The sequence below is a fragment of the Streptomyces sp. NPDC001668 genome (genome assembly GCF_042893155.1).
Lineage (GTDB): Bacteria > Actinomycetota > Actinomycetes > Streptomycetales > Streptomycetaceae > Streptomyces.
The window spans coordinates 379,912-404,137 of sequence record NZ_JBIAUQ010000008.1; the positions used below are offsets into that span (position 1 = coordinate 379,912).

General features: G+C 71.5%; 22 protein-coding genes. 18 read left to right on the forward strand and 4 right to left on the reverse strand.

Translation table 11 applies throughout. From position 1 onward, the window contains the following. Positions 1–188: 188 nt before the first annotated feature. The 4 genes from argH (at position 189) to ACFYZ8_RS25935 (ending at position 4,860) form a co-directional block, all read left to right on the forward strand. The gene (gene argH / locus ACFYZ8_RS25920; RefSeq protein WP_388535790.1) at positions 189–1,613 is read left to right on the forward strand and encodes an argininosuccinate lyase; all 1,425 of its coding nucleotides are present in this window, start codon (positions 189–191) and stop codon (positions 1,611–1,613) included. Between the two features lie 129 nt (positions 1,614–1,742). Continuing rightward, complete coding sequence (locus ACFYZ8_RS25925) at positions 1,743–2,714, forward strand: aldo/keto reductase (RefSeq protein ID WP_388535787.1); 972 nt, start codon at positions 1,743–1,745, stop codon at positions 2,712–2,714. A gap of 83 nt (positions 2,715–2,797) precedes the next feature. Continuing rightward, positions 2,798–3,346: a helix-turn-helix domain-containing protein gene (locus ACFYZ8_RS25930; protein ID WP_359039200.1), complete on the forward strand. Its 549-nt coding sequence runs from the start codon at positions 2,798–2,800 to the stop codon at positions 3,344–3,346. Next, a complete protein-coding gene (locus tag ACFYZ8_RS25935; RefSeq protein ID WP_359039202.1) occupies positions 3,343–4,860 on the forward strand; it encodes an MFS transporter in 1,518 nt (505 codons plus the stop codon). Before ACFYZ8_RS25930 ends, ACFYZ8_RS25935 begins: the two co-directional genes overlap by 4 nt. 79 nt (positions 4,861–4,939) lie before the next feature. Here the strand turns inward: ACFYZ8_RS25935 and ACFYZ8_RS25940 are convergent, their stop codons facing one another. After that, complete coding sequence (locus ACFYZ8_RS25940; RefSeq protein ID WP_359039204.1) at positions 4,940–5,611, reverse strand: lysophospholipid acyltransferase family protein; 672 nt, start codon at positions 5,609–5,611, stop codon at positions 4,940–4,942. Positions 5,612–5,982: 371 nt separating this feature from the next. Here ACFYZ8_RS25940 and ACFYZ8_RS25945 point away from each other — a divergent pair, with 371 nt between their 5' ends. The 3 genes from ACFYZ8_RS25945 to ACFYZ8_RS25955 all read left to right on the forward strand — a co-directional run bounded on the left by ACFYZ8_RS25945 (position 5,983) and on the right by ACFYZ8_RS25955 (position 8,283). Further along, positions 5,983–7,158, forward strand: a complete 1,176-nt coding sequence (locus ACFYZ8_RS25945; RefSeq protein ID WP_359039206.1) for a glycerophosphodiester phosphodiesterase — start codon at positions 5,983–5,985, stop codon at positions 7,156–7,158. Between the two features lie 75 nt (positions 7,159–7,233). After that, positions 7,234–7,740, forward strand: a complete 507-nt coding sequence (locus ACFYZ8_RS25950) for a sigma-70 family RNA polymerase sigma factor (RefSeq protein ID WP_388535783.1) — start codon at positions 7,234–7,236, stop codon at positions 7,738–7,740. Between the two features lie 45 nt (positions 7,741–7,785). Then, positions 7,786–8,283 carry a GNAT family N-acetyltransferase gene (locus tag ACFYZ8_RS25955; protein ID WP_359039210.1) on the forward strand — a complete coding sequence of 166 codons (498 nt, stop codon included), beginning with the start codon at positions 7,786–7,788 and terminating at the stop codon, positions 8,281–8,283. A 71-nt stretch (positions 8,284–8,354) separates the two neighbouring features. Here ACFYZ8_RS25955 and ACFYZ8_RS25960 read toward each other — a convergent pair whose 3' ends face one another. Together ACFYZ8_RS25960 and ACFYZ8_RS25965 are read right to left on the reverse strand one after the other, a co-directional pair. Beyond that, entirely contained in the window at positions 8,355–8,786 is a 432-nt protein-coding gene (locus ACFYZ8_RS25960) for a hypothetical protein (protein WP_388535780.1), read from the reverse strand. Beyond that, positions 8,767–9,126 (reverse strand): hypothetical protein, encoded by a 360-nt coding sequence (locus ACFYZ8_RS25965; protein WP_356597883.1) that lies wholly within the window; start codon positions 9,124–9,126, stop codon positions 8,767–8,769. Before ACFYZ8_RS25965 ends, ACFYZ8_RS25960 begins: the two co-directional genes overlap by 20 nt. A 69-nt stretch (positions 9,127–9,195) precedes the next feature. Here ACFYZ8_RS25965 and ACFYZ8_RS25970 point away from each other — a divergent pair, with 69 nt between their 5' ends. The 9 genes from ACFYZ8_RS25970 (at position 9,196) to ACFYZ8_RS26010 (ending at position 21,503) form a co-directional block, all read left to right on the forward strand. Continuing rightward, on the forward strand, positions 9,196–9,846 hold the full coding sequence (locus ACFYZ8_RS25970; RefSeq protein WP_388535778.1) for an HAD family hydrolase: 651 nt from the start codon (positions 9,196–9,198) through the stop codon (positions 9,844–9,846). A 320-nt stretch (positions 9,847–10,166) separates the two neighbouring features. Continuing rightward, complete coding sequence (locus tag ACFYZ8_RS25975; RefSeq protein ID WP_388535775.1) at positions 10,167–11,198, forward strand: methionine ABC transporter ATP-binding protein; 1,032 nt, start codon at positions 10,167–10,169, stop codon at positions 11,196–11,198. After that, positions 11,195–11,920 (forward strand): methionine ABC transporter permease, encoded by a 726-nt coding sequence (locus tag ACFYZ8_RS25980; RefSeq protein ID WP_388535772.1) that lies wholly within the window; start codon positions 11,195–11,197, stop codon positions 11,918–11,920. Before ACFYZ8_RS25975 ends, ACFYZ8_RS25980 begins: the two co-directional genes overlap by 4 nt. 67 nt (positions 11,921–11,987) lie before the next feature. Beyond that, a complete protein-coding gene (locus tag ACFYZ8_RS25985) occupies positions 11,988–12,818 on the forward strand; it encodes a MetQ/NlpA family ABC transporter substrate-binding protein (RefSeq protein WP_388535769.1) in 831 nt (276 codons plus the stop codon). A 157-nt stretch (positions 12,819–12,975) separates the two neighbouring features. Continuing rightward, entirely contained in the window at positions 12,976–13,614 is a 639-nt protein-coding gene (locus ACFYZ8_RS25990; protein WP_359039223.1) for a GNAT family N-acetyltransferase, read from the forward strand. A 118-nt stretch (positions 13,615–13,732) separates the two neighbouring features. After that, positions 13,733–14,944 (forward strand): precorrin-6y C5,15-methyltransferase (decarboxylating) subunit CbiE, encoded by a 1,212-nt coding sequence (cbiE, locus tag ACFYZ8_RS25995; RefSeq protein ID WP_359039226.1) that lies wholly within the window; start codon positions 13,733–13,735, stop codon positions 14,942–14,944. Between the two features lie 377 nt (positions 14,945–15,321). Next, complete coding sequence (gene cobT / locus ACFYZ8_RS26000; protein ID WP_388535766.1) at positions 15,322–19,212, forward strand: nicotinate-nucleotide--dimethylbenzimidazole phosphoribosyltransferase; 3,891 nt, start codon at positions 15,322–15,324, stop codon at positions 19,210–19,212. Positions 19,213–19,378: 166 nt separating this feature from the next. Next, complete coding sequence (gene cobA / locus ACFYZ8_RS26005; RefSeq protein ID WP_388535763.1) at positions 19,379–20,620, forward strand: uroporphyrinogen-III C-methyltransferase; 1,242 nt, start codon at positions 19,379–19,381, stop codon at positions 20,618–20,620. Positions 20,621–20,684: 64 nt separating this feature from the next. Continuing rightward, positions 20,685–21,503, forward strand: a complete 819-nt coding sequence (locus ACFYZ8_RS26010) for an RNA methyltransferase (RefSeq protein WP_359039232.1) — start codon at positions 20,685–20,687, stop codon at positions 21,501–21,503. Between the two features lie 66 nt (positions 21,504–21,569). On the opposite strand, the gene ACFYZ8_RS26015 is transcribed toward ACFYZ8_RS26010, so the two are convergent. Beyond that, positions 21,570–23,009 carry a serine/threonine-protein kinase gene (locus ACFYZ8_RS26015; RefSeq protein ID WP_388536331.1) on the reverse strand — a complete coding sequence of 480 codons (1,440 nt, stop codon included), beginning with the start codon at positions 23,007–23,009 and terminating at the stop codon, positions 21,570–21,572. Positions 23,010–23,205: 196 nt separating this feature from the next. Between ACFYZ8_RS26015 and ACFYZ8_RS26020 the strand changes: the two genes are divergently transcribed. Both ACFYZ8_RS26020 and ACFYZ8_RS26025 read left to right on the forward strand, forming a co-directional pair. Further along, positions 23,206–23,481: a hypothetical protein gene (locus ACFYZ8_RS26020; protein ID WP_057614212.1), complete on the forward strand. Its 276-nt coding sequence runs from the start codon at positions 23,206–23,208 to the stop codon at positions 23,479–23,481. Positions 23,482–23,677: 196 nt separating this feature from the next. Beyond that, a complete protein-coding gene (locus ACFYZ8_RS26025; protein WP_356020120.1) occupies positions 23,678–23,860 on the forward strand; it encodes a hypothetical protein in 183 nt (60 codons plus the stop codon). Positions 23,861–24,226: the final 366 nt, after the last annotated feature.

The following is a 24,226-nucleotide window of genomic DNA, read 5'->3' on the forward strand; positions in this document are numbered from 1 at the left end:
TCGTTTACAAACGCGGCGCCTGCGTTCGGCGTGGAATACGGGCAAGCGGTTTCCCGTGTTCAAAGGGACCGCAAATTCTCCGCCGACCCCGGATCCTGGAGGGCGACCCCGAGCCCGGATTGACGAATCATGCAGAGTTCTGCATAATCATGCATACCCTTGGAGTGCAGCGGTGAGGAGCAACGCAAGTGAGCAGCAACAGCGGTGACGTCCGGCTCTGGGGCGGTCGTTTCGCCGACGGTCCCGCCGAGGCGCTGGCGAAGCTGTCCGCGTCCGTCCACTTCGACTGGCGGCTCGCGCCGTACGACATCGCCGGTTCCCGCGCCCACGCGCGCGTGCTGCACAAGGCGGGCCTGCTCACCGAGGACGAGCTCCAGCGCATGCTCGCCGGACTCGACCAGCTGGAGGCCGACGTGGCCGACGGCTCCTTCGTGGGCACGATCGCCGACGAGGACTGCCACACCGCCCTGGAGCGCGGCCTGCTGGAGCGGGTCGGTCCCGACCTCGGCGGCAAGCTGCGCGCCGGCCGCTCCCGCAACGACCAGATCGCGACCCTCTTCCGCATGTACCTGCGGGACCACGCCCGGATCATCGGCGGTCTGATCGCCGAGCTCCAGGACGCCCTGGTCGGCCTTGCGGAGGCCCACCCGGACGTGGCGATGCCCGGCCGCACCCACCTCCAGCACGCCCAGCCGGTGCTGTTCGCCCATCACGTCCTGGCCCACGTCCAGTCGCTGTCCCGGGACGCGGAGCGGCTGCGCCAGTGGGACGAGCGCACGGCGGTCTCCCCGTACGGCTCGGGCGCCCTGGCCGGTTCCTCCCTGGGCCTGGACCCGGAGGCGGTCGCCAAGGACCTCGGCTTCGAGCACGGCTCGGTCGGCAACTCCATCGACGGCACGGCCTCCCGTGACTTCGTCGCGGAGTTCGCCTTCATCACCGCGATGATCGGCGTCAACCTCTCCCGGATCGCCGAGGAGATCATCATCTGGAACACGAAGGAGTTCTCCTTCGTGACCCTGCACGACGCGTTCTCCACGGGCTCGTCGATCATGCCGCAGAAGAAGAACCCGGACATCGCGGAGCTGGCGCGCGGCAAGAGCGGCCGGATGATCGGCAACCTGACGGGCCTGATGGCCACGCTCAAGGCCCTGCCCCTCGCCTACAACCGCGACCTCCAGGAGGACAAGGAGCCGGTCTTCGACTCCTGCGACCAGCTGGAGGTCCTGCTCCCCGCCTTCACCGGCATGATGGCCACCCTCACGGTCAACCGCGACCGCATGGAGGAACTGGCCCCGGCCGGCTTCTCCCTCGCCACCGACATCGCCGAGTGGCTGGTCAAGCAGGGCGTGCCCTTCCGCGTCGCCCACGAGGTCGCCGGCGAGTGCGTCAAGGCGGCGGAGGCCGAGGGCAAGGAGCTGAACGACCTGACGGACGACCAGTTCGCCAAGATCAGCGCCCACCTGACCCCGGAGGTCCGGTCGGTCCTCAACGTCCCCGGCGCCCTGGCCTCCAGGAACGGCAGGGGCGGTACGGCCCCTAGCGCGGTGGCGGTCCAGCTGGCAGAGGTGAAGGCGAACGTGGCCGCTCAACACGCGTGGGCTGAACGCCGCTAGGGGCGCGGGGCTGTGTCGATCTGCGGCTCCGCCGCGTGGGCGCGACCAGCCACGTAGTTGCCGCACCCGCCCTCGCACCGCACACCCCACCCCCTGAGGCGAAAGGGCATCCCGCGTTACGTTGGCGGCATGCCCTTCGCCCGCCTCGCCACAGCGACCACCCCCACCTGCCACATCGGCCTCGGCCTCGCCGCGATCGCCCGCCCCGGCTACATCAACCTGGGCCGGGACGAAGACCTGGGAGACGACCGGAGCGTCGAGACGCTACGAGCCCGCACCCACGAACTTCTCGACGCCGCCTACGCCCAGGGCGTCCGCTACTTCGACGTGGCCCGCTCCTACGGCCGGTCCGAGGAGTTCCTCGCCGACTGGCTCAAGAAGAACCCCCACGTCGACGACGTCGTCATCGGCAGCAAGTGGGGCTACACCTACACCGCCGCCTGGACCACCGACGCCGAGAAGCACGAGGTCAAGGACCACAGCGTCCGCACGTACGACCGTCAGCGCGCCGAAAGCGCAGAACTGCTCGGCGACCGCCTGGACCTCTACCAGATCCACTCGGTGACCCCGGACAGCCCCGCCCTCACCGACAGGGAACTCCACGCGAGGCTCGCGGAGGCGGCCGCCCAGGGCACCACGATCGGCTTCTCCACCAGCGGCCCCGCCCAGGCCGACGCCATCCGTGCCGCACTGGAGGTGACCGTCGACGGCGAACCCCTCTTCCGTACCGTCCAGTCGACCTACAACGCCCTGGAGACCTCGGCCGGCCCCGCCCTCGCCGAGGCCCACGAGGCGGGACTCACGGTGATCGTCAAGGAGGGCATGGCCAACGGCAGGCTCGCCGCACCGCACGCCCCGGACGCGCTGAAGGCCGTGGCCGCGGAGACGTCCCTGGGCTGTGACGCCGTAGCCCTGGCCCTGGTCCTGCGTCAGCCCTGGGCCGGGGTCGTCCTGTCCGGCGCCGCGACGGCCGGCCAGCTCGCGTCCAACCTGCACGCGGCCGTCGTGGACCTGGACGACGGGCAGCTGTCCCGGCTGGCGGAGCTGGTGGAGGAACCGCGGGCGTACTGGGAGCGGCGCGGGCAGCTGCCCTGGCACTGAGAAAAGTCCTGCTCGACCGGCATGAGTGACACACCTGTACCTCGGGTGAGACATGAATGTCTCACCCGAGGTATTCTTGTCTCATGGCTGTCGATCGTGACCATGTGCTGCGCAGCGCCGCGGCCCTGCTGACCCGCAAATCCACCGCGACCATGGACGAGGTCGCCAGGGCCGCGGGGATCAGCCGGGCCACGCTGCACCGCCACTTCGCGGGGCGCGACGCCCTCGTCCGGGCGCTGGAGGAGCACGGCATCGCCGGATGCGAGGCTGCGCTGGACGCGGCCCGCCTCGACGAGGGGTCCGCGAGCGAGGCCGTACGCAGGCTCGTGCGGGAGATCGAGCCCGTCGCCGGACTGGTGGCCTTCCTCTACGGCGAGAACGAGCTGTGGGAGGACGGCGGAGGCGACGCCTGGTCGCGCCTGGACCTCCGGATCGCCTCGGTGTTCGTGCGCGGCCAGCAGAACGGCGAGTTCCGTATCGATCTCAGCCCGGCCTGGCTCACCGAGGCGCTCTACGGACTGATCGCCTCCGGCGCCTGGGCCACCCAGGCGGGCCGCGTGGCTCCCAAGGACTTCACCCACATGATCACCGAACTGTTGCTCGGTGGCGCACTACGGAGAGAGGAATCATGACCAGCACCCTGCGGCCGGCGACCACGACCGAGGCGGTGCAGCGTCCCGGCCGTTGGCTCGCGCTGTCCGTCCTGGTGCTCGCCGTGCTGCTGGTGGCCGTCGACGCCACCGTCCTGGGCCTCGCGACCCCTTACATCAGCGAGGACCTGAGGCCGACCGGCACCCAGCTGCTGTGGATCGGCGACGTCTACTCCTTCGTCATCGCGGGCCTGCTGGTGTCGATGGGCAGCCTCGGCGACCGCATCGGCCGCAAGCGGATCCTGCTGATCGGCGCGACCGCGTTCGGCGCCATCTCGGTCCTCAACGCCTACGCGACGACACCGGAGTTGATGATCCTCGCCCGGGCCCTGCTCGGCGTCGCCGGCGCGACCCTGATGCCCGCCACCCTGGCCCTGATCCGCAACCTCTTCCACGACCCGCGCGAACGCAGCCTCGCCGTCGGCATCTGGGGCGCCACCGCCTCCGCCGGTACGGCGGTCGGCCCGATCGTCGGCGGCTTCCTCCTCGAACACTTCTGGTGGGGCTCGGTCTTCCTGATCAACCTGCCGGTGATGGCGGTCCTGGTCCTGGTCGGCATCAAGTCGCTGCCGGAGTCCCGCAATCCGGACCCGGGCCCGTGGGACACGGCCAGCGTGGCATTGTCCCTGGTCGGCATGATCGGCGTGGTCTACGCGGTCAAGGAGTTCGCCGCGCACGGCGTCACCTGGGAGCCGCTGGCCACGGGCGCCCTGGGCGCGGCAGCGCTCTACGCCTTCGTCCGCCGCCAGTTGACCCTCCCGGCCCCCCTCCTGGACATGCGCCTCTTTCGCCACCACGGCTTCAGCGGCGCCGTGCTGGCCGACCTGCTCACCATCCTCGGCCTGTCCGGCCTGGTCTTCTTCCTCTCCCAGTACCTGCAACTCGTGCAGGGCAGAGGCCCCTTGGAGGCAGGTCTGGCCGAACTCCCGGCGGCGGTGGGCGCGGTGGCGGCGGGTCTGGTGGCCGGAACGATGGCCCGCAGGTACTCGGTACGCGCGGTGGTCTCCGGGGGACTGGCCGCCATCGGCCTGGCCCTGGCCGCACTGACCCTGCTCGACCAGTCCACGGGCTACCCGATGCTGGGCGCGGCCCTGCTGGTGGTGGGCGTGGGCGCGGGCTTCTCGTTCACGGTGACGTCAGACGTCATCCTGTCGAGCGTCCCGAAAGAACAGGCGGGCGCGGCGTCGGCGGTCTCCGAGACGGCGTACGAACTGGGCGCGGCCCTGGGCATCGCCGTGCTGGGCTCGATCGTGACGGGGGTGTACCGGGGCTTCGCGTCTCCGGCAGGGACACCGGAGGGCGCGCACGAGTCGCTGGGCGGCGCGGTGGAGGCAGCGTCGGGGCTGCCGTCAAACGCAGCTCAGGAGTTGTTGTCGTCAGCCCGGGAAGCCTTCGTGGACGGCCTCGCCATCGCCGCGGGCGCGGGAGCAGCTGTCCTGCTGGCAACGTCAATAGCAGCCTGGTTCATGCTGAAGAACCAACGGTTGGGCTCCTAGGGGCGCGGGGCTGTATCGATCTGCGGCTCCGCCGCGCGGGCGCGAGAAGCCCCACGGCGCCGCACCCCACAACGAACCCCTACGCGGCCTTCGCCTTCGTGGCGTACATGTCCACGTACTCCTGCCCCGACAGCCGCATGACCTCAGCCATCACCGAGTCCGTCACGGCCCGCAGCACATACCGGTCCCGGTCCATCCCGTCGTACCGGGAGAACTCCATCGCCTCACCGAACCGCACGGTGACCCGCCCCGGCCGCGGCATCCCCGAACCCCCCGGCTGCAACTTGTCCGTGCCGATCATCGCGAAGGGGACCACCGGCGCCCCCGTCATCAGCGTCAGCCGGGCGATACCGGTCCGCCCCCGGTACAGCCGGCCGTCGGGCGACCGCGTCCCCTCGGGGTAGATCCCGAAGACCTTCCCCTGCTCCAGGACCCGTCGCCCGGTCATCAGCGCGGCCACGCCACCGCGTCCGCCGTCGCGGTCCACCGGGATCATCCCGACGCCGGTGAAGAACCAGGCCATGAGCCGGCCCTTGAGGGACTTGCCGGTGACGTACTCGTCCTTGCCGATGAAGAACACCTGCCGGTCGCACACCAGCGGCAGGATCATCGAGTCGATGAAGGTGAGGTGGTTGCCGGCCAGGATGACGGGACCGTCACCGGGGATGTGCTCCGCGCCCTCCACCCGTAGGCGGAACATCAGGCGCATGATCGGTCCGAGCATTGCCTTGATGAGCGCGAAGCGGGACAACGGGCCCTCCGGTGTCAAGAGAACAGCCAGGGAAACTGTATGAGTCTGTGCAGGTGAGGACATTACTCGCGGCTCGGGGGATCGTGCACATCGAGCACGCGGGGTTCACCGAGGCCTTACGCACTGTTGACACTCGTTTACCTGCGGCAAGGCCCCGTTGCCTCCCGGAAACCCGGGCGGAACGATGTGACGGAGGTCGCCCCGACCGACGCGTACCCCGGCTCCGTGCCATGAAGCCGACGCATCGTCAGACATTTGTTCCCATACGACATCCCGCGTCACCCGCGTGTTCGGACGTGGGTCTCCCGCCCGTCATGGACACGGACCTACGATCGGCCCGCATCGAAGAGGCGACGGCAGGAGGGGTCCACATGGGATCGCAGGACGAGCACACGGACGTCACCGGACGGCGGGCACTTCTCGGGGCCGCGGTGTTCGGCGCCGGGGGAGCGGTCCTGGGCCTCTCCGGTACGGCGAGAGCCGCCGAAGCCGGATCCGCCGGCCAGGGCGGACACGGCGGCGGCCTGAAGAGCCTGCCCGTGCCGACGGTCATCGGTCACCGGGGTGCCAGCGGCTACCGCCCCGAGCACACCTTCGGCTCCTACCAGCTCGCCCTCGACCTGGGCGCCGACATCGTCGAGGCCGGCGACCTCGTCCCCACCAGGGACGGCCACCTGGTGTGCCGTCACGAGCCGGAGATCGGCGGCACGACCGACGTCGCCGACCACAAGGAGTTCGCCGACCGCAAGACGACCAAGGTCCTCGACGGCGTCTCCACCACCGGCTGGTTCACCGAGGACTTCACACTCGCCGAGCTCAAGACGCTGCGCGCGATCGAGCGCATCCCGGCCAACCGCCCGCACAACACGCTCTACAACGGCCGCTGGGAGATCCCCACCTTCGAGGAAGTCCTCAAGTGGCAGGACGAGCAGACCCGCAAGCGCGGCAAGCAGGTCTGGATCTACCCCGAGACCAAGCACCCCACCTATTTCCGAAAGCTCGGCCTCGGCCTTGAGGAGCGGGTCGCCAAGCTCCTGCACAAGCACGGCAAGGACCGGCGCACCTCCCCGGTCATCCTGCAGTCCTTCGAGCCGACCAGCATCCAGCGCCTGAACAAGCTGGTCGACAACCCCCTCGTCGTGCTGCTGTCGGCGGCGAACACCCGCCCCTGGGACTTCGTCGAGAGCGGCGACCCGCGCACCGTCGCCGACCTCATCACCCCCAAGGGCCTGAGGGAGATCGCCGGCTACGCCCAGGGCATCGGCCCGACCCTCGACCTGGTCATCACCAAGAAGGCCGACGGCAGCCTCGACAAGGAGACCACCCTGGTCGCCGACGCGCACAAGGTCGGGCTGATCCTGCACCCCTACACCATGCGCAACGAGAACCCCTTCCTGCCCGCGGAGTACCGCAAGGGCACGGACCCGGACGCCTACGGAGACGTCTTCGGCGCCTTCAAGCGGTACTTCGCCACCGGTATCGACGGCGTCTTCACCGACAACGCGGACACCGGCGTCCTGGCCCGCCAGGACTTCGTCAACGGCTGAGCCGACGGCCCCCGATGGGGGTGACTTACGGCCGCCCGGGCAACCCATGGCCCGGGCGGCCGTGTCGTACCGCATATGACCCACGACCTGGTCGCCGCCCTGCGCCCGCTGCTCACCGCCGAGGCCCGGGCGGAGGCACATGCCACCGGTACGGAACCCGCCGATCTGGAACAGGCGGTCTGGCTCCGCCTCCTGGAACACCTGGAGATCCAGGGCCCGCCCCTCGACCCACCCGGCTGGCTGCGCCGCGCCGTCCGCTCCGAGTCCCGCCGCAGCCGTCGTACGACCCGTCTCGAACGGCCGTACGCCACCGAGCCCGCGGCAGACGACGAGCGCACTCCCGAGCAGCTCACCCTCGCCGCCGCCCGCCGCAGGGCCCTGCACGAGGCGGTGCGCCGCCTGCCCGGCCGCTGCCCCTCCCTCATGGCCGCCCTCCTCTCCCCGCGGGACCTCACCTACCGGGAGATCGCGGGGGAGTTGGGTATCTCACAGGGCAGTCTCGGTCCGGAACGTTCCAGATGCCTGGGATGTCTTCGCCGAATGCTCACACCGGAGGTTGCGGCGCACCGGGGGCGGGGATAGGAGTGGGGGACAACAGGCGATCAGGTGAGCGGGAGGCGTGCGCACATGGGCATGAGCGTGACCATCTCTGCGGCGGCCGAGCAGGACGCGGAGCAGATCTTCAGGCTGCAGTACCTGTGCTTCCAGAGTGAGGCGGCGCTGTACGGCAACTACCGCATCGATCCGCTCGTCCAGACCCTGGACTCGGTCCGCGCGGAGGTGGCCTCGGACTGCGTCTTCGTGGCCCGCCTGGGAGACGAGGTGGTCGGCTCGGTCCGCGGCCGTGTCACCGAGGACGGCTCGGCCGCCATCGGCAAACTCTGCGTCCACCCCCGCCTCCAGGGCCACGGCATCGGCGCCCGCCTCCTCCGGGCGGCCGAAGCCGCCCTCGCGGAGGAGCGGGGCGCCACCAGCTTCCGCCTCTTCACCGGCCACCGCAGCGAGGGCAACCTCCGCCTGTACCGCAAGGTCGGCTACCAGACGGTGGGCACGTCGGAGGGCACGGACGGGGTCCCGATGATCGTCCTGGAGAAGCCTGCGGGCACATACGCGGCAACGGCTTGAGGGTTTTGGCTTTCAGGGGCGCGGGGAACTGCGCGACCAGCCCCCACGGACCGGATGCCGCCGGAGGAACCTCAGGCGGCATCCCCCTTGGGCGCACCCTTCCGAAGCCAATAGATGGCCGACAAGGGAAGCAACACAGGGATGAACAGATACCCCATCCCGAAGTCCGACCACACGGTCGCATCCGGAAACGCGGACGGCTCGATCAAAGTCCACGTGCCGACCGTCAGCACCCCCACCAGCTCGGCCCCGCAGCAAGCGAGCGCCACCTTGCGAGCCGTCTCCCCACCCCGCACCAGCGTGTACGTGATGAACCCGTACACGACACCCGCCACCGCGGACAGCGAATACGCGAGCGGCGCCCGGTCGAACTCGGTGGAGATCTGATACGCCGACCTCGACACGGCCCCTACCACCATCACGCCGTACAGCCACACGAGCAGCGTCCCCGGCCCACTGGCCAAGCGCCGTCGCCGACTCACCTCAGCCTCCCCAGATGTCATAGAGCCGCACCTCCAGAACGGCCAGCACCACACCGCCGGCGGCAACCGTCACCGATCCCCACCGCGTCCGCTCCGCGAGCGACATGAACCCCGCCGCCGGCACACACGCGAAAGCCCCCAGCAGATAGGCGACGAAGATCGTCGTCCCCTGCTCCGGCTTCTCGCCCCGCGCCAGCTGCACGATCCCGACCACGAGCTGGACCAGCGCCAGCACCGACACCACGGCCATCCCGATGAAGTGCCAGTCCTTGGTCGGCTGGTCACGGTACGCGGCCCAGCCGCACCAGGCGGCAAGCAGCAGCGCGGCGACGCCGGTCACCAGCGTCAGGGCATCAAACATGCGGCGAGCCTATTACGGGTCAAAGGGCCTGATGCGGCCGCCCCCGCACCGCACCGTAGGGTCGAGGACATGAAGATCCATGCCGAAGCCCTCCTGTTCGACAACGACGGAACCCTCGTCTCCTCCCTGGAGTCCGTCCACCGCTGCTGGACCCGCTGGACGCAGGAGTTCGGCATCACCCCGGAGGCCTTCGCACAGGTCGAACTGCACGGACGCACCGCCGCGGAGATAGCCGCCGAGCTGCTGCCCGCCGACGTGGTGCCGGCGGCCGTCGCGCGGATCGAGGATCTGGAGGTGGCGGACGTACCCAACGGCGGTGTGTATGCGCTGCCCGGGACCGCGGCCTTCCTGGACTCCCTGCCGGCCGACCGCTGGGCCGTCGTCACCTCCGCCACCCGCCGGCTCGCCGAGGCCCGCCTCGAAGCGGTCGGCATCCTCCCCAAGACCCTGATCGCCGCCGACGACGTGACCCGCGGCAAGCCCGACCCGGAGCCCTATCTGCTCGCCGCCCGCCGGCTCGGCGTCGACCCGGCCCGCTGTGTCGTCTTCGAGGACGCCCCCGCGGGCCTGCGCGCCGGCCGCGCCGCCGGGATGACCACCGTGGCCTTGACCACAACCCATCAGGCGCACGAGCTCGACGCCGACCTGGTGGTCGAGAACCTGTCGGCCCTGTCGGCCCTGGTCACCGCCGGGAACGTGGAGATCTCCGTCCGCTCCTGAGGCCTGTCCACCGCTGTCCGCCATTCGGACAGCGGGTTCTTGGTCGCTCCCATACGTCTGCTTTACTGATCGCATGACCACGACGAGCTGCCGCACCCTTGCGACCGAGGCGACCCTGACGCCCGGTGCTCGTTGTATGTGTCGAATGTGCGCCTGCTAGAGGGCCCCCGCACCACCCCCTGAGCTCGCGCCCCGAAGCGAGCCGCCCCGGCACGTCCGTACGCCGTGAAACCCGTACGTGACCCATGTGCCCGCGCACGACTTCTCTCCCGTACCCGGGCCCACCCACGCCCGCGTACTCGACAGTGACGGAAACCCCAGTGATCACGACAACAGGCCTGACCAAGGTCTACCGCTCGCGCGGCCGTGAGGTCACCGCCCTGGACGGCGTCGATCTGCACGTCCGCGAGGGCGAGGTGTACGGCGTCATCGGCCAGTCCGGCGCCGGCAAGTCCTCGCTCATCCGCTGCGTCAACCTGCTGGAGCGCCCCACCGCCGGCACGGTGACCGTCGACGGACGGGACCTCACCGCCCTCGCGGGCCGCGGACCCCGCGCCGGCAAGGAGCTGCGGCAGGCGCGCAGCCGTATCGGCATGGTCTTCCAGCACTTCAACCTGCTGTCCACCCGGACGGTCCGGGACAACGTCGAGCTGCCGCTCGAGATCCTCGGCAAGTCCGGCAAGGAGCGCTCCCGCAAGGCACTGGAGCTGCTGGACCTCGTCGGACTCGCCGACAAGGCGGGCGCCTACCCGGCCCAGCTCTCCGGCGGCCAGAAGCAGCGCGTCGGCATCGCCCGCGCCCTGGCCGGCGACCCCAAGGTGCTCCTGTCCGACGAGGCCACCAGCGCCCTCGACCCCGAGACCACCCGCTCGATCCTCCAGCTGCTGCGCGACCTGAACCGGCAGCTCGGCCTCACCGTCCTGCTCATCACGCACGAGATGGACGTCGTGAAGTCGGTCTGCGACTCGGCGGCCCTGATGGAGAACGGCCGGATCGTCGAGTCCGGCACGGTCAGCGAACTGCTCGCGACCCCCGGCTCCGAACTGGCCTCCGCGCTCTTCCCCGTCGGCGGCGAGGCCACCGGCGAGGACCGGACCGTCCTCGACGTCACCTTCCAGGGCGAGGCGGCCACCCGGCCCGTCATCTCCCAGCTGTCCCGCACCTACAACATCGACATCTCGATCCTCGGCGCCGCCATCGACACCGTCGGCGGCCTCCAGGTCGGCCGGATGCGCATCGAACTGCCCGGCCGCTACGAGGACAACGTCGTGCCGGTGGGCTTCCTGCGCGAACAGGGCCTCCAGATCGACATCGTCGGTGAGCCCCAGTTGGTGAAGGAAGGTGCCAAGTGACCTGGTCCGAGATGCAGCCCCTGCTGGAGCAGGCGTGTTGGGACACCCTCTACATGGTCGGCTGGTCCACCGCCATCGCCGTCGTGGGCGGCCTGCCGCTCGGTGTCCTGCTCGTCCTCACCGATCGCGGCGGGCTCCTCCAGAACGTCGTCGCGAACAAGGTCATCGGGCAGGTCGTGAACGTGGCCCGCTCGATGCCGTTCATCATCCTCATGGTCGCGCTGATGGGCTTCACCCGCTCGATCACCGGCACGACCATCGGCCGCGAGGCCGCCATCGTCCCGCTCGCCATCGGCGCCATCCCGTTCTTCGCGCGCCTCGTCGAGACGGCTGTCCGCGAGGTGGACGGCGGGCTGGTCGAGGCCGTGCAGTCGATGGGCGGCAACACCTGGACGATCGTCCGCAAGGTCCTCGTCCCGGAGGCCCTGCCCTCGCTGATCGCCAGCACCACGACCACGATCGTCGCCCTCATCGGCTACTCGGCGATGGCCGGCACGGTCGGCGCCGGCGGCCTCGGCGACATCGCCATCCGCTACGGCTACCAGCGCTTCGAGACCCAGCTGATGTGGATCACCGTCGCCGTCCTGGCCGTCGTCATTTCGCTCATCCAGTTCGCCGGCGACTTCGCGGCCCGCTCACTGCACACCCGTGGCGGACGTTCCGGCCCGGCGCCGAAGCTGCGGCTGCTGAAGGCCTCCACCGCGGACACCGAGACCGTCTGACGACACCCCGAGATGTCCCGTGCACCCCATCACGGGATCGCTGCACCCAAAAGGAAAGGCACTTTTCGTGCGTAACGCCACAAAGTTCACCACCGCCGTCCTCGCCGCCGGGGCCCTCACCTTCGGGCTCAGCGCCTGCGGTTCGTCCGGCTCGGACTCGGCCTCCGACACCAGCGGACCCCTGGTCGTCGCCGCGAGCCCCACCCCGCACGCCGAGATCCTGAACTACGTCAAGGACCACCTGGCGAAGAAGGCGGGACTCGACCTGGAGGTCAAGGAGTTCCAGGACTACATCGTGCCGAACACGGCGACCGAGGACGGCTCGGTGGACGCCAACTACTTCCAGAACCAGCCCTACCTGGACGACTTCAACAAGAAGCGCGGCACCCACATCGTGCCCGTCGTCACGGTCCACCTGGAGCCGCTCGGCCTCTACTCCCACAAGGTCAAGAGCGCCGACGCCCTGAAGAGCGGCGCCACCGTCGCCATCCCGAACGACGCCGTGAACGAGGCCCGCGCCCTGAAGCTGCTCGCCGCCAACGAGCTGATCACGCTCAAGGACGGCGCCGGCAGCGAGGCGACCCCGCAGGACATCGCCAAGAACCCGAAGAACCTCAAGTTCAAGGAGATCGAGGCGCCCCAGACCGCGCGCTCCCTCGACGACGTGGACGCGGCGGTCGTCAACGGCAACTTCGCCATCTCCGCAGGCATCAAGCCCGCCAAGGAGGCTCTCGTCCTGGAGTCCGCGAAGAACAGCCCCTACGGCAACTTCCTCGCCGTCAAGGAGGGCAACCAGGACGACCCGCGCGTGAAGAAGCTCGCCAGGCTCCTCACCTCCCCCGAGGTGAAGAAGTTCATCCAGGACAAGTACGCGGGCTCGGTCATCGCGTCCTTCTGACCGACGTAGGGCTGTCTGCGCGTATACGACGTATCGCCACGCACGGGGTCCACTCGCTCACCATGTGTGGGCCCCGTGATGCGGTTCGGTGCTTTCATGCTGCATGCTGGGCAGTTCAGCAGGCCCCGCAGGTTTTCCGACGGTTACGGAGTGGCGCATGAGTGGCACCTTCCCCAACATCTCCATCAGCACGGAGCGGTTGGTGCTGCGCCCCCTCGACGAGGACGACGTGCCCGCACTGGCCGAGATGATGAACGACGAGCAGGTCGGGGCCTGGACGGACGTCCCCCAGCCGTACAGCGAGGAGCAGGCGCACGGCTGGATCACCCAGTACGCGCCGACCGAGCGGGAGGCCGGTCGCGGGATCACCTTCGCCGTCACGGAATTCCTCACCCAGCGCCTCGTCGGCGTCGTCCAGCTCGCCAAGACCAACTGGCACGTGCGCTCCACGGAGTTGTCGTACATCATCGCCCCCTGGGCCCGCGGCGAGGGCTACGCCTCCGAAGCCGCGCTCGCCACCGCGCAATGGCTGTTCACGGACCAGAAGTTCGAGCGGATCGAGCTGCGCACGGCGGCCGACAACACCGCCTCCCAGCAGGTCGCCCAGAAGATCGGCTGTATCAGCGAAGGTGTCCTGCGCGGCGCCTGCATAGCCCACGTCCGCGCCGACGACGGCACCTGGAGCGACGTCCGCACCGACTTCATCGTGTGGAGCCTGCTGCCCGAGGACCTCGACGGAGCGGGCGACCAGCTGACCGACGCGGACGGCTTCACGACGTACTCGGACTGGAACTGACCGTCTTCGAACCCGGACCGGTGAAAGCGCTTCAGGGGCGCAGCGGGTACCCTCACGGAGCCGCCCGCGGGCTGCCCACCGACGACCACCCGCGCACACCCCTGGAGACTGAGAGACGATGGCCGACCGGGTCACGGTGATCGGCTGGGACGGCTCGCCGCTGACCGCCGCGGCACGCTCCGCCCTCGGCGCCGCCACGCTGGTCGCGGGCGCCGCCCACCACCTGGCACTCCCCGAGGTGCCCCCCGCCGCCGAACGCATCCGCCTCGGCAGCGTCGCCCTCGCCGCCCGCCGGATCACCGGCCACCGCGGCACCGCGGTCGTGCTCGCCGACGGCGATCCCGGGTTCTTCGGAGTCGTACGGACCCTGCGCGCACCCGAGTTCGGCCTGGAGGTCGAGGTCGTCCCCGGGGTGTCTTCGGTCGCCGCCGCCTTCGCGCGGGCCGGCATGCCCTGGGACGACGCCCAGGTGGTCGTCGCCCACCGGCGCACCCTGCGGCGCGCGGTGAACGTGTGCCGGGCCCACCCCAAGGTCGCCGTCCTCACCTCGCCCGGCGCAGGACCCGCCGAACTCGGCCTGCTGATGGAGGGCGTCCACCGCACCTTCGTCATCTGCGAGGAACTGGGCACCGACCGCGAACAGGTCACCGTCGTCACCTCCGACAAGGCCGCCGACCACACCTGGCGCGACCCCAACGTCGTCATCGTCATCGGCGGCACGGCCCCCGTGACGGAGGACGGCGGCTGGATCGCCGGCCGCGACCCGGCCGCGGCTCCCCGCGGCTGGACCCTGCCCGCCGAGTCCTACGGCGGTCTCATGGGCGAAGGCGAACTGGAACCGCTGCGCGCCGCCCAACTCGCCCGGCTCGGACCGCGCGTCGGCGACCTGGTGTGGGACATCGGCTGCGGCAGCGGCGCCTTCGCCACCGAGGCCGCCCGGGCCGGGGCCGCCGTCATCGCCGTCGACCGCGACCTGCGGGCCTGTGAGCGCACCGAGGCCAACGCCCGCGCCTTCGGACTCCAGGTCCAGATCGTCCCCGGCACCGCCCCGCACGTCCTGGAGAACCTTCCCGAACCGGACGTCGTCCGCGTCGGCGGCGGGGGAGTGGCCGTGGTCTCCGCGGTCGCCGACCGGCGCCCGCAGCGCATCGTCGCCCACGCGGCCACCCGCGACGAGGCCGAACTCGTCGGCCGGGACCTCACCGAACACGGCTACCGCGTCGAGTGCGCCCTCCTCCAGTCCGTCGAACTCGACACCAGGGCCTGGACGGAGACGGAACGGAGCGTCGCTTTCCTGCTCAGCGGGGTGCTCCCGGACCGTACGACCTGATCCCGCGGGACGCTGTCGCGCTGTCCCCGTGATCCTGTTGTCGTACTGCGCGCGGTAGGCTGGCCGACTGTTGTACCGCTCCCGGCTGCCCGGCATTCGTTCGTCAATGTCCGGAACGCGCGCCCGTTTTGGGGTGGGTGCGGTACGGCAGAACCGGAGGACGCGCAACGTGGCGCAGTCCACAGCGGGCTGTCGCGGATCAACCTGTCGCGACGGGAGAACGGCCGCGACAATGCCAGTTAATGGCTTTGTCGTCTTTCTCGGCGGGCCGTTCGTGCCGCTGGGCACGCACGCTCGTTCTTCACTACGGGGGCGGTCGGTGCGCCGTCCCCGGTGAGCTGGTCGTAGAAGCACTAACCGATGGGCGAGGGGTACGCATGACCGACACCGGCCAGGTTCCGGGCGACGGGCTGCCGGAGAACGCAGGCATGGTGGAACAGCCGGGCGTCCCGGGTGCGTACACCTACCTCTCCGAGACCACCGCCGAGGACGAAGACCTGTTGCTGCTGCCGGGCGCCCAGAGCCCCTGGGGCAACGAGGTCGCCCCGCCCGCCCCGGAGCCGGTCGTCGAGACCGTCCACGAGCCGGGCCCGCACGAGATGTCCGGCCGCGACAGCGGAGCGCACGACCTGAGCGCCGTCCGCACGCCCCAGGCCCCCACGCTGCCGATCCCGCCCATCACGCCCCGTCGGCCGCTGCACCTCGGCCCGCCGATCCCCGACGCCTCCACGAGCCCGGTCCGCTCCCTCGCCGACCGCGGTCCCGCGGGCGTACCGGTACGGCAGCCGGCCGCGGCCACGCCCGGCCCCGAGTACCACGACGCCCCGCAGCCGCAGGGCGCGGTCCCGTGGGGAGCCCCGGCCCCGGCCGCCGTCCAGACGCCGGTGAGCATGGTGGCCCCCGCTGCCGAAACGGTTGTTCCGGCACCGGCACCGGAACCGGCGGGCGGCGCGGCCCAGGCGACGATGGCCCGGCTCGCCTCTGAGACGGAGGGCCACGGGTACGAGGTTCCCGTGGCTCCGGTGCCGGAGGCTCCGGTCGCCGAAGCGGGGGCGGCCCCGGCAGACGCAGCTCAGCCCGTTGAGGGCGAGCCCGCTGTCGACGCCGCCGGTGCGGACGTGCCCGCGGACCAGGCCCTGCCTGACAGCCCAGCGGCTGCTGTCGCTGTGGAGGTGACCGACGGCGAGTCGGCGGCGGACCCCACCCCTGTCGTGGACGCGGTCGAGGTACCGGACGCGGTCGACACCGCTGAAGCCGCGCCGGTCGTCGAGGACGCCCCCGCCGCCGAGGCGGTCGAGCCGGTGCCCGCGCCCGAGGCCGTGCCTGCCCTGGAGGCCCCCGCTGCGGAGGTCGACACCGGCGCTCCCATGCCGGTCGCCGAGGCCATGGTGGACGAGGCCGTGGTGGACGAGCCCGTCGTGGCCGAGCCCGTCGTGGCCGCGGCCGAAATCCCCGTGGCGGAGTCGGCCCCGGAGGGACAGGAGGCGGCAACCGAGGTCGCCCCGCAGACCGTTGCCGTGCCGGAAGAGGTCGCACCCGAGACGGTCGCGCCGGAAGCGGTGAGCGCCGAAGAGCCGACCGTTCTCCCGGAGGCCGCCCCGGTCCAGGAAGCGGAAGTTGTCCCGACGCAGGGAGCGGAGGCGGCCCAGGAGGCCGTCGTCGCTCCGGAAGCCGTAGCTCCGGAAGCCGTGGCCCCGGAGGCCGTGGCCCCGGAGGCCGTGGCCCCGGAAGCCGTGGCCCCGGAGGCCGTAGCCCCGGAGGCCGCGCCCCCCGTCGAGGAGCCCGTCGCCGAGCACACCCCGGAGGCCTCCGAAGCCGTCCCCTTCCAGGCGCCCGCGGAGACCGAGCAGGTCGCGCAGCCGGCGGACGCCCTCGCGCAGGACGGCTCAGCCGCTGAGGTTCCCGAGCCGCTCGCCGCCGAGGAGGCGGCGCCCGCCGAACAGGCAGCTGAGGGCCCGGAACCCGTCCTCGCCGCCCAGCCCGCCGAGGAACCGCGGGCCGCCTTCCAGGAGGCGCCGGAGCCCGTCGCGGCGGACGCGGCCGAGACCGGCGTACAGCCGACGGCCCCGGATCCCGCGGCGGAGGTACAGCAGCCCGAGTCCGTCCTGGAGGCGCTGTTCCCGCCCGCGCCGGACCAGGCCCCACAGGGCCCGCAGACGCCCGCACCCCAGCCGCTCGCGGCCCAGCTCCCGGGCGCGCAGCCCCCGTTCGCGGCCCCCGGCCCGGCCGAGGCCCCCGTCGTCCTGCCCGCCGGAGTTCCCCTGGAGCCGCAACCGGGCCAGCCCCTGGGCGAGTTCGTGCCGGTGGACGGACCGGTGCCGACCACCCCGCATCTCGCGCCGACTCCGCCCCACGACACTCAGCAGCCTGTGGTCCCGGCCCCCCGTGAGGCGGCCGGCGACCCCCAACTCGCGCAGCAGGCGGACGACCTGGACACCCGGGCGGCCGATCAGGAAGACCAGCAGATCCAGGAAGTCCAGGAAGTCCAGGAAGAAGTGAGCACGGCCCCCGTGGAAGAAGCACGACGGTCCACGGGCCCCGCCGCGCCCGCGTACGACGACGCCGAGCGCGAGGCCGTCCTCAAGGTCATGCGGGAGCGCCGCGACATCCGCAACGGCTTCCGCAGCGACCCGATCCCGCACGAGGTGCTGCTCCGGGTCCTTGAGGCCGCCCACACCGCGCCCTCCGTCGGCCACTCGCAGCCGTGGGACTTCGTCGTCATCCGCTCCGCCGAGACGCGCGCCGCCATGCAGGACCTGGCCCAGCGCCAGCGTGAGGCGTACGCCAAGTCGCTGCCCAAGGGCCGGGCCAAGCAGTTCAAGGAACTGAAGATCGAGGCCATCCTCGAGACCCCGGTGAACATCGTCGTCACCGCCGACCCCACCCGCGGCGGCCGCCACACCCTCGGCCGGCACACCCAGCCGCAGATGGCCCCGTACTCCGCCGCGCTCGCCGTGGAGAACCTCTGGCTCGCCGCCCGCGCCGAGGGCCTCGGCGTCGGCTGGGTCAGCTTCTTCGACGAGCGGGAGATGGTCCGCGCCCTCGGCCTGCCCGAGCATCTGGAGGTCATCGCCTACCTGTGCGTCGGGTACGTCGACGAGTTCCCGGAAGAGCCCGAGCTGATGCAGGCCGGCTGGTCCAAGCGCCGCCCGCTGTCCTGGGTCGTGCACGAGGAGACGTACGGCCGCCGTGCCCTGCCCGGCGAGGAGCCGCACGACCTGCTCGGCGAGACCGTCGCCCAGATCCGCCCGCTGGACGCCAAGGCGCTCGGCGAGGCCTGGGAGCGGCAGAAGCGGATGACCAAGCCGGCCGGCGCGCTCGGCATGCTGGAGATCATCTCCGCGCAGCTGTCCGGGCTCTCCCGGCAGTGCCCGCCGCCGATCCCGGAGCCCGCAGCCGTCGCGATCTTCGCCGGTGACCACGGTGTGCACGCCCAGGGCGTCACCCCCTGGCCGCAGGAGGTGACGGCCCAGATGGTCGCCAACTTCCTCGGCGGCGGGGCCGTCTGCAACGCCTTCGCCGGTCAGGTGGGCGCCGAGGTGTGTGTGGTCGACGTCGGTGTGGCCTCCGAACTCCCGGCCACCCCCGGTCTGTTGCCGCGCAAGGTCCGCGCGGGCACCTCCGACATGACCACCGGCCCGGCGATGACCCGCGAGGAGGCCAAGCAGGCCATCGAGGTGGGCATCGAGACGGCGCGTGACCTGGTCGCGGCCGGCAACAAGGCGCTCCTCACGGGCGAGATGGGCATCGCGAACACCACCGCGTCCGCCGCCCTGATCTCCGTCTTCACGGACACCGACCCCGCCGACGTCACCGGCCGCGGCACCGGCATCAACGACGAGACCCTGGCCCGCAAGACCGAGGTCGTCCGCCGCGCGATCGAACTCCACCAGCCGGACCCGGCCGACCCGATCGGCGTCCTGGCGGCGATCGGCGGCTTCGAACACGCGGCGATGGTCGGCCTGCTGCTGGGCGGAGCCTCCCTGCGCACCCCGGTCATCCTCGACGGCGTCAGCGCGGGCGCCGCCGCCCTGGTCGCCCGCGCGATCGCCCCGGAGGTCCTCGCGGCCTGCATCGCGGGCCACCGCAGCGCCGAACCGGGCCACGTGGCCGCCCTGAACAAGCTCGGCCTGCGCCCCCTGGTCGACCTCGACCTCCGGCTGGGCGAGGGCACGGGTGCCCTGCTGGCCCTGCCGCTGGTGCAGAGCACCGCGAGAGCGATGCACGAGGTGGCGACCTTCGATTCCGCAGGGGTGACGGAGAAGTAGCCGCTGGGAGGGGGACTCGGGGATTCCGTCCCCGAGTCCCCCTCGCGCGTGGCCGCGTGTGCGACGCGCCGCCCAGCCACCGGACACCCGTGCCGCCCGCCCCTCACGCCCCGTAAAATCCGCACGTCAGGGCCACTGCACCGCCGTTACAGAGGAGCCGCCCCTCATGGCCGAGAACCCCGCCTACCCCGTAGGCCTCCGCCTCACCGGCCGCAAGGTCGTCGTCCTCGGCGGCGGCCAGGTGGCCCAGCGCCGCCTCCCGGCCCTGATCGCGGCGGGCGCGGACGTCCTCCTCGTCTCTCCGTCGGCGACCCCGTCCGTGGAGGCGATGGCGGACGCGGGCGAGATCACCTGGCACAAGCGCCCGTACGAGGAAGGCGACCTCGCGGACGCCTGGTACGCCCTGATCGCCACCGGCGACACGGAGGCGAACACCCGGGCCTCCGCCGAAGCGGAGCGCCACCGCGTCTGGTGCGTACGCTCCGACGACGCCGACGCCGCCACCGCGTGGACCCCGGCGACGGGCCACAGCGAGGGCGTCACGGTCGCCGTGCTCACGACCAACGCCAAGGGCCGCGACCCCCGCCACACGGCGGCCGTCCGGGACGCGGTCGTGGAGGGCCTGCGCGACGGCACCCTCGTCGCCCCCCACCACCGCACCCGCACCCCCGGCGTCGCCCTCGTCGGCGGCGGCCCCGGCGACCCCGACCTGATCACGGTCCGCGGCCGCCGCCTGCTCGCCGAGGCCGACGTCGTCATCGCCGACCGCCTCGGCCCCCGCGACCTCCTCGCCGAGCTCCCGCCGCACGTCGAGGTGATCGACGCGGCCAAGATCCCCTACGGCCGTTTCATGGCCCAGGAGGCCATCAACAACGCCCTGATCGAGCACGCCAAGCAGGGCAAGTCGGTCGTACGGCTCAAGGGCGGGGACCCCTATGTCTTCGGCCGTGGCATGGAGGAACTGCACGCCCTCGCCGAGGCCGGCATCCCCTGCACGGTCGTCCCCGGCATCTCCAGCTCGATCTCGGTCCCGGGCGCGGCCGGTATCCCGGTCACCCACCGAGGCGTGGCCCACGAGTTCACCGTGGTCAGCGGCCATGTCGCCCCTGACGACGAGCGCTCCCTGGTCGACTGGCCCTCGCTCGCCAAGCTCACCGGCACCCTCGTGATCCTGATGGGCGTCGACAAGATCGGCCGGATCGCCGAGACCCTGGTCGCCCACGGCAAGTCGCCCGACACCCCGGTCGCGCTGGTCCAGGAGGGCACGACGGCCGCCCAGCGCCGGGTCGACGCCACCCTGGCGACGGTCGCCGACGTGGTCGTGGCCGCGGAAGTGAAGCCTCCGGCCGTCATCGTCGTCGGCGAGGTCGTCGCCGTAGGACCGCGGCCGTCGGAGCCCTTGGCGTAACCCGGGGTAACACAACTCGTTCCCAGCCGTTGGCACCGCACCCAGGACAAGGCAGTATCACCCTGTGGCCGATCTCATCACCGTCGATGACCCCGACGACCCGCGCCTGCACGACTACACGGGCCTGACCGACGTCGAACTGCGCCGCAAACGCGAGCCCGCCGAGGGCCTGTTCATCGCCGAGGGCGAGAAGGTCATCCGCCGGGCCAAGGACGCGGGCTACGAGATGCGCTCCATGCTGCTGTCGGCCAAGTGGGTCGACGTCATGCGCGACGTTATCGACGAACTCCCCGCCCCGGTCTACGCCGTCAGCCCGGAGCTCGCCGAACAGGTCACCGGCTACCACGTGCACCGCGGCGCCCTCGCCTCCATGCAGCGCAAACCACTGCCCACGGCGGCCGAGTTGCTCCAGAGCGCCCGGCGCGTGGTGGTCATGGAGTCGGTCAACGACCACACCAACATCGGCGCGATCTTCCGCTCGGCGGCAGCCCTCGGTATGGACGCGGTACTGCTGTCGCCCGACTGCGCCGACCCGTTGTACCGCCGCAGCGTCAAGGTCTCGATGGGCGCGGTCTTCTCCGTCCCCTACGCCCGCCTCGACACCTGGCCCAAGGGCCTGGAGTCGGTCCGCGAGGCCGGCTTCACCCTGCTCGCCCTCACCCCGGACGCCAAGGCCAAGACCCTCGACGAGGCCGCCCCGCACAGGATGGACCGGGTCGCGCTGATGCTCGGCGCCGAGGGCGACGGCCTCACCACCCAGGCACTGGTCGCCGCCGACGAATGGGTCCGCATCCCGATGGCCCACGGAGTCGACTCGCTCAACGTCGGGGCGGCGGCCGCGGTGGCCTTCTACGCGGTGGCGACGGGGCGACCGCAGGGCTGAACGGCTCGAGCCGTTCTTCGTTCTTCCGGTCACGGCCGTCGGACGCGCTGAAGTGTTCTGAAGTGGTCAGTCCGTGCGGCCGTCGGCCGACCGGTCCGTCGACTTCTGGTCCGTCGACTTCTGGTCCGGCGAGGCGTGCACCTGCCCCTGCTCCCGAACGACTCCGCTGTCACCACCGAGTCCGCGCGACGGCCCCTGGCAGCCCTGCGCCGCGGCGATACCGAGCGCCACGAGAAGGGTGACGACGACGAACACGAACAGGCGCTGGCGCAGCAGGCGCGGGTTCGCGGGGCGCAGCCCGGACTTGGTGTTCCTGGGTGCGGGACGGCCGGTACCGCTGCGCGGAGCGGGCCGGCTGCCGCTGCCGGAGCGCGTGGTGTTCCGGGAGGAGGAGGCCGGGGTGGGCCGGGAACCGGGACGGGACGAGGGCACGCCGTTGCCGCGCGGGTTGCTGCCGCCCCGCGACGGAACGCCGCCGCGCGCGGGAGCCTGGCCCCTGACCTGCCCGGAACCGCGGGTCGACGGAGTCCCCTGGGAGCCGGATCCGGAGCCGGACATGCCCGCCTGGCCCTGGGGGCGTCGCTGGGCGGACCGCTCCGGGTAGGTGTCGGCGATGCGTCCGGTGGGCCGGTCCGCCTCGCCGCCGCGCGGGGCGGGCGGGCGCAGATCCGGCAGACCCTGTGCCTCGCGGGCCGCGATCTCCTTGAGCCGCAGCGACAGTTGGAGGGTGCTCGGCCGCTCCTCGGGATCCTTCGCCAGACACGCGCGGATGAGGGGGGCCACCGCGTCGGGCACTCCGTGCAGCTGCGCCTCCTCGTGCACCACGCGGTACAGCATCACCTCGGAACTGCCGTGCCCGAAGGGCGAGTCGCCCATCGAGGCGTACGCCAGGGTCGCACCCAGGGAGAACACGTCGGTGGCCGGGGTCACCGCGGCACCGCGCACCTGCTCGGGCGCGAGAAAGCCGGGGGAGCCGACGGCGGTGCCGACATGGGTGAGAGTGGAGGCTCCGGTCGCCCACGCGATGCCGAAGTCGATGATCCGGGGGCCCTTGGGGGACAGGAGGATGTTCGACGGCTTGAGGTCGCGGTGCACCACCCCCGCCTCGTGCACGGCGACGAGCCCCTCGGACAGGGCGGCCCCGATCGAGGCGACCTCGGCGGCGCCGAGGGAACCCTCGTCGGCGACCTTGTCGTGGAGGGAGGGGCCGGGCACGTACTGGGTGGCGAACCACGGACGGTCCGCTTCCAGATCGGCCGCGACCAGCCGGGCCGTGCAGCCGCCGCGGATCCGCCGGGCCGCCGAGACCTCGCGCGCGAACCGCGACCGGAACTCCTGGTCCTCGGCCAGATCCGGCCGGATGACCTTCAGCGCGACCCGCTGACCCTTGCGGTCGGAGCCCAGGTAGACGACGCCCATCCCGCCCGCGCCCAGCCGTCTGTGAAGCCTGAACGAGCCGACGACGCGCGGGTCCTCGCGCCTCAGGCGCATCATCGCCATGTTCATCCCCGCTGCCCGGTCCGTGTGACGAGCCACAGCTTACGTTTCCACGGGCCGCCGTGCGCAGAGGCCGCGCCCTCTCGTCCCGATGGATTGTCAGTGCCGGGTGGGAGGATTGAGGGGTGGTCAGGGAGCCGGAGGGCGGACGGACTTCGGTTCGGATGTGATCCCAACCACCCGTCCCAGAAGGGGGATTGAACCCGTGAAGGGTGATCGCGTGGAGATAGTCGTGGACGCGGGGGACACGACGCGTACGTACGAGGTGGTGGCGAGCAGGGCGGGCCGCCGAGTGGAGACGGCGGTACGCCGAGGCGTCGTCGAAGTGAGCGAAGTCACGCGGAACGGATCAGTGGTGCGGACCGCCCGATTCATGGCGACCCGGGTGCTCGCTCTGGTGGAGCAGCCCGTACCGCGTGAGGACGGCTCGGAGAAAGCCGGACAGACCGGGCGACCCCTCCGGGAAGACCCGGAGACCTAGGTCCTCGTCTCCACCCACGGGAGTACTCCGCTCGTCATGGCTCATCCTCGGGGAGGCCCGGCAATCGGTACGAGGGCATGACGTGCCGGAGGGCTGTGACGCCTAGATTTGAGGTCAAGCGGCGGGTGCAGCACTCGTCCCCCGAGGTCAGACACCCGCCGCTGCCAACGACAACAGAACGGTCAGGAGAGGGACCATGGCTCTTACGGCACCGCGGACACTGTCCCGCACACGTCAGCCCCGCCGTACGGGCCGTCGCCACCCGCTGGTGGCGACGCTGATGGCCCTTCCCCTGGCGGTCCTGCTCCTCGTCGTCTTCGACGGCTGGGAGACAGTGACCACACAGGCGTCGTCCGTGGGAGTGATGCTGGGGCGCTGAGCGGCGACCCCAGGCCCGGAAGAGCGGTCCGGGCGGGGACATCCACCCATGAAACCCCGTGGGGACGGGGGTGCGGCGGACGGCAAAATGCCGGCGCAGCTGGGGAGCTGCGCCGGCATTGTCGTGCCCTGGGTGGGCGGCGCGGGTGGGGGTGCGGGTGCGGCTTGGTGGGGGCGGGCGTTGTGCGCAGTTCCCCGCGCCCCTGGATGCCTGCGGCGGCCTGGCTCGGCTTCGGTGGGGGCTTGTGTAGCGCGTGCGGTTCGGTGGGTGGGTCGGGGCCGGGGGGGGGGGGGGGGGGGGGGGGGGGGGCGGGGGGGGGGGCGGGGAATTTTTTGGTGTAGGAACGCCGCCCGGGCGGGGGGGGCC

Excerpts from the sequence above, each read along its gene's own strand:
- ACFYZ8_RS25925 (WP_388535787.1), top strand. The coding sequence starts at position 1,743 with ATGCCCTTCGCCCGCCTCGCCACAGCGACCACCCCCACCTGCCACATC.
- ACFYZ8_RS25930 (WP_359039200.1), top strand. The coding sequence starts at position 2,798 with ATGGCTGTCGATCGTGACCATGTGCTGCGCAGCGCCGCGGCCCTGCTG.
- ACFYZ8_RS25935 (WP_359039202.1), top strand. The coding sequence starts at position 3,343 with ATGACCAGCACCCTGCGGCCGGCGACCACGACCGAGGCGGTGCAGCGT.
- ACFYZ8_RS25945 (WP_359039206.1), top strand. The coding sequence starts at position 5,983 with ATGGGATCGCAGGACGAGCACACGGACGTCACCGGACGGCGGGCACTT.
- ACFYZ8_RS25950 (WP_388535783.1), top strand. The coding sequence starts at position 7,234 with ATGACCCACGACCTGGTCGCCGCCCTGCGCCCGCTGCTCACCGCCGAG.
- ACFYZ8_RS25955 (WP_359039210.1), top strand. The coding sequence starts at position 7,786 with ATGGGCATGAGCGTGACCATCTCTGCGGCGGCCGAGCAGGACGCGGAG.
- ACFYZ8_RS25960 (WP_388535780.1), bottom strand. The coding sequence starts at position 8,786 with ATGACATCTGGGGAGGCTGAGGTGAGTCGGCGACGGCGCTTGGCCAGT.
- ACFYZ8_RS25965 (WP_356597883.1), bottom strand. The coding sequence starts at position 9,126 with ATGTTTGATGCCCTGACGCTGGTGACCGGCGTCGCCGCGCTGCTGCTT.
- ACFYZ8_RS25970 (WP_388535778.1), top strand. The coding sequence starts at position 9,196 with ATGAAGATCCATGCCGAAGCCCTCCTGTTCGACAACGACGGAACCCTC.
- ACFYZ8_RS25990 (WP_359039223.1), top strand. The coding sequence starts at position 12,976 with ATGAGTGGCACCTTCCCCAACATCTCCATCAGCACGGAGCGGTTGGTG.
- cbiE (WP_359039226.1), top strand. The coding sequence starts at position 13,733 with ATGGCCGACCGGGTCACGGTGATCGGCTGGGACGGCTCGCCGCTGACC.
- cobT (WP_388535766.1), top strand. The coding sequence starts at position 15,322 with ATGACCGACACCGGCCAGGTTCCGGGCGACGGGCTGCCGGAGAACGCA.
- cobA (WP_388535763.1), top strand. The coding sequence starts at position 19,379 with ATGGCCGAGAACCCCGCCTACCCCGTAGGCCTCCGCCTCACCGGCCGC.
- ACFYZ8_RS26015 (WP_388536331.1), bottom strand. The coding sequence starts at position 23,009 with ATGAACATGGCGATGATGCGCCTGAGGCGCGAGGACCCGCGCGTCGTC.
- ACFYZ8_RS26025 (WP_356020120.1), top strand. The coding sequence starts at position 23,678 with ATGGCTCTTACGGCACCGCGGACACTGTCCCGCACACGTCAGCCCCGC.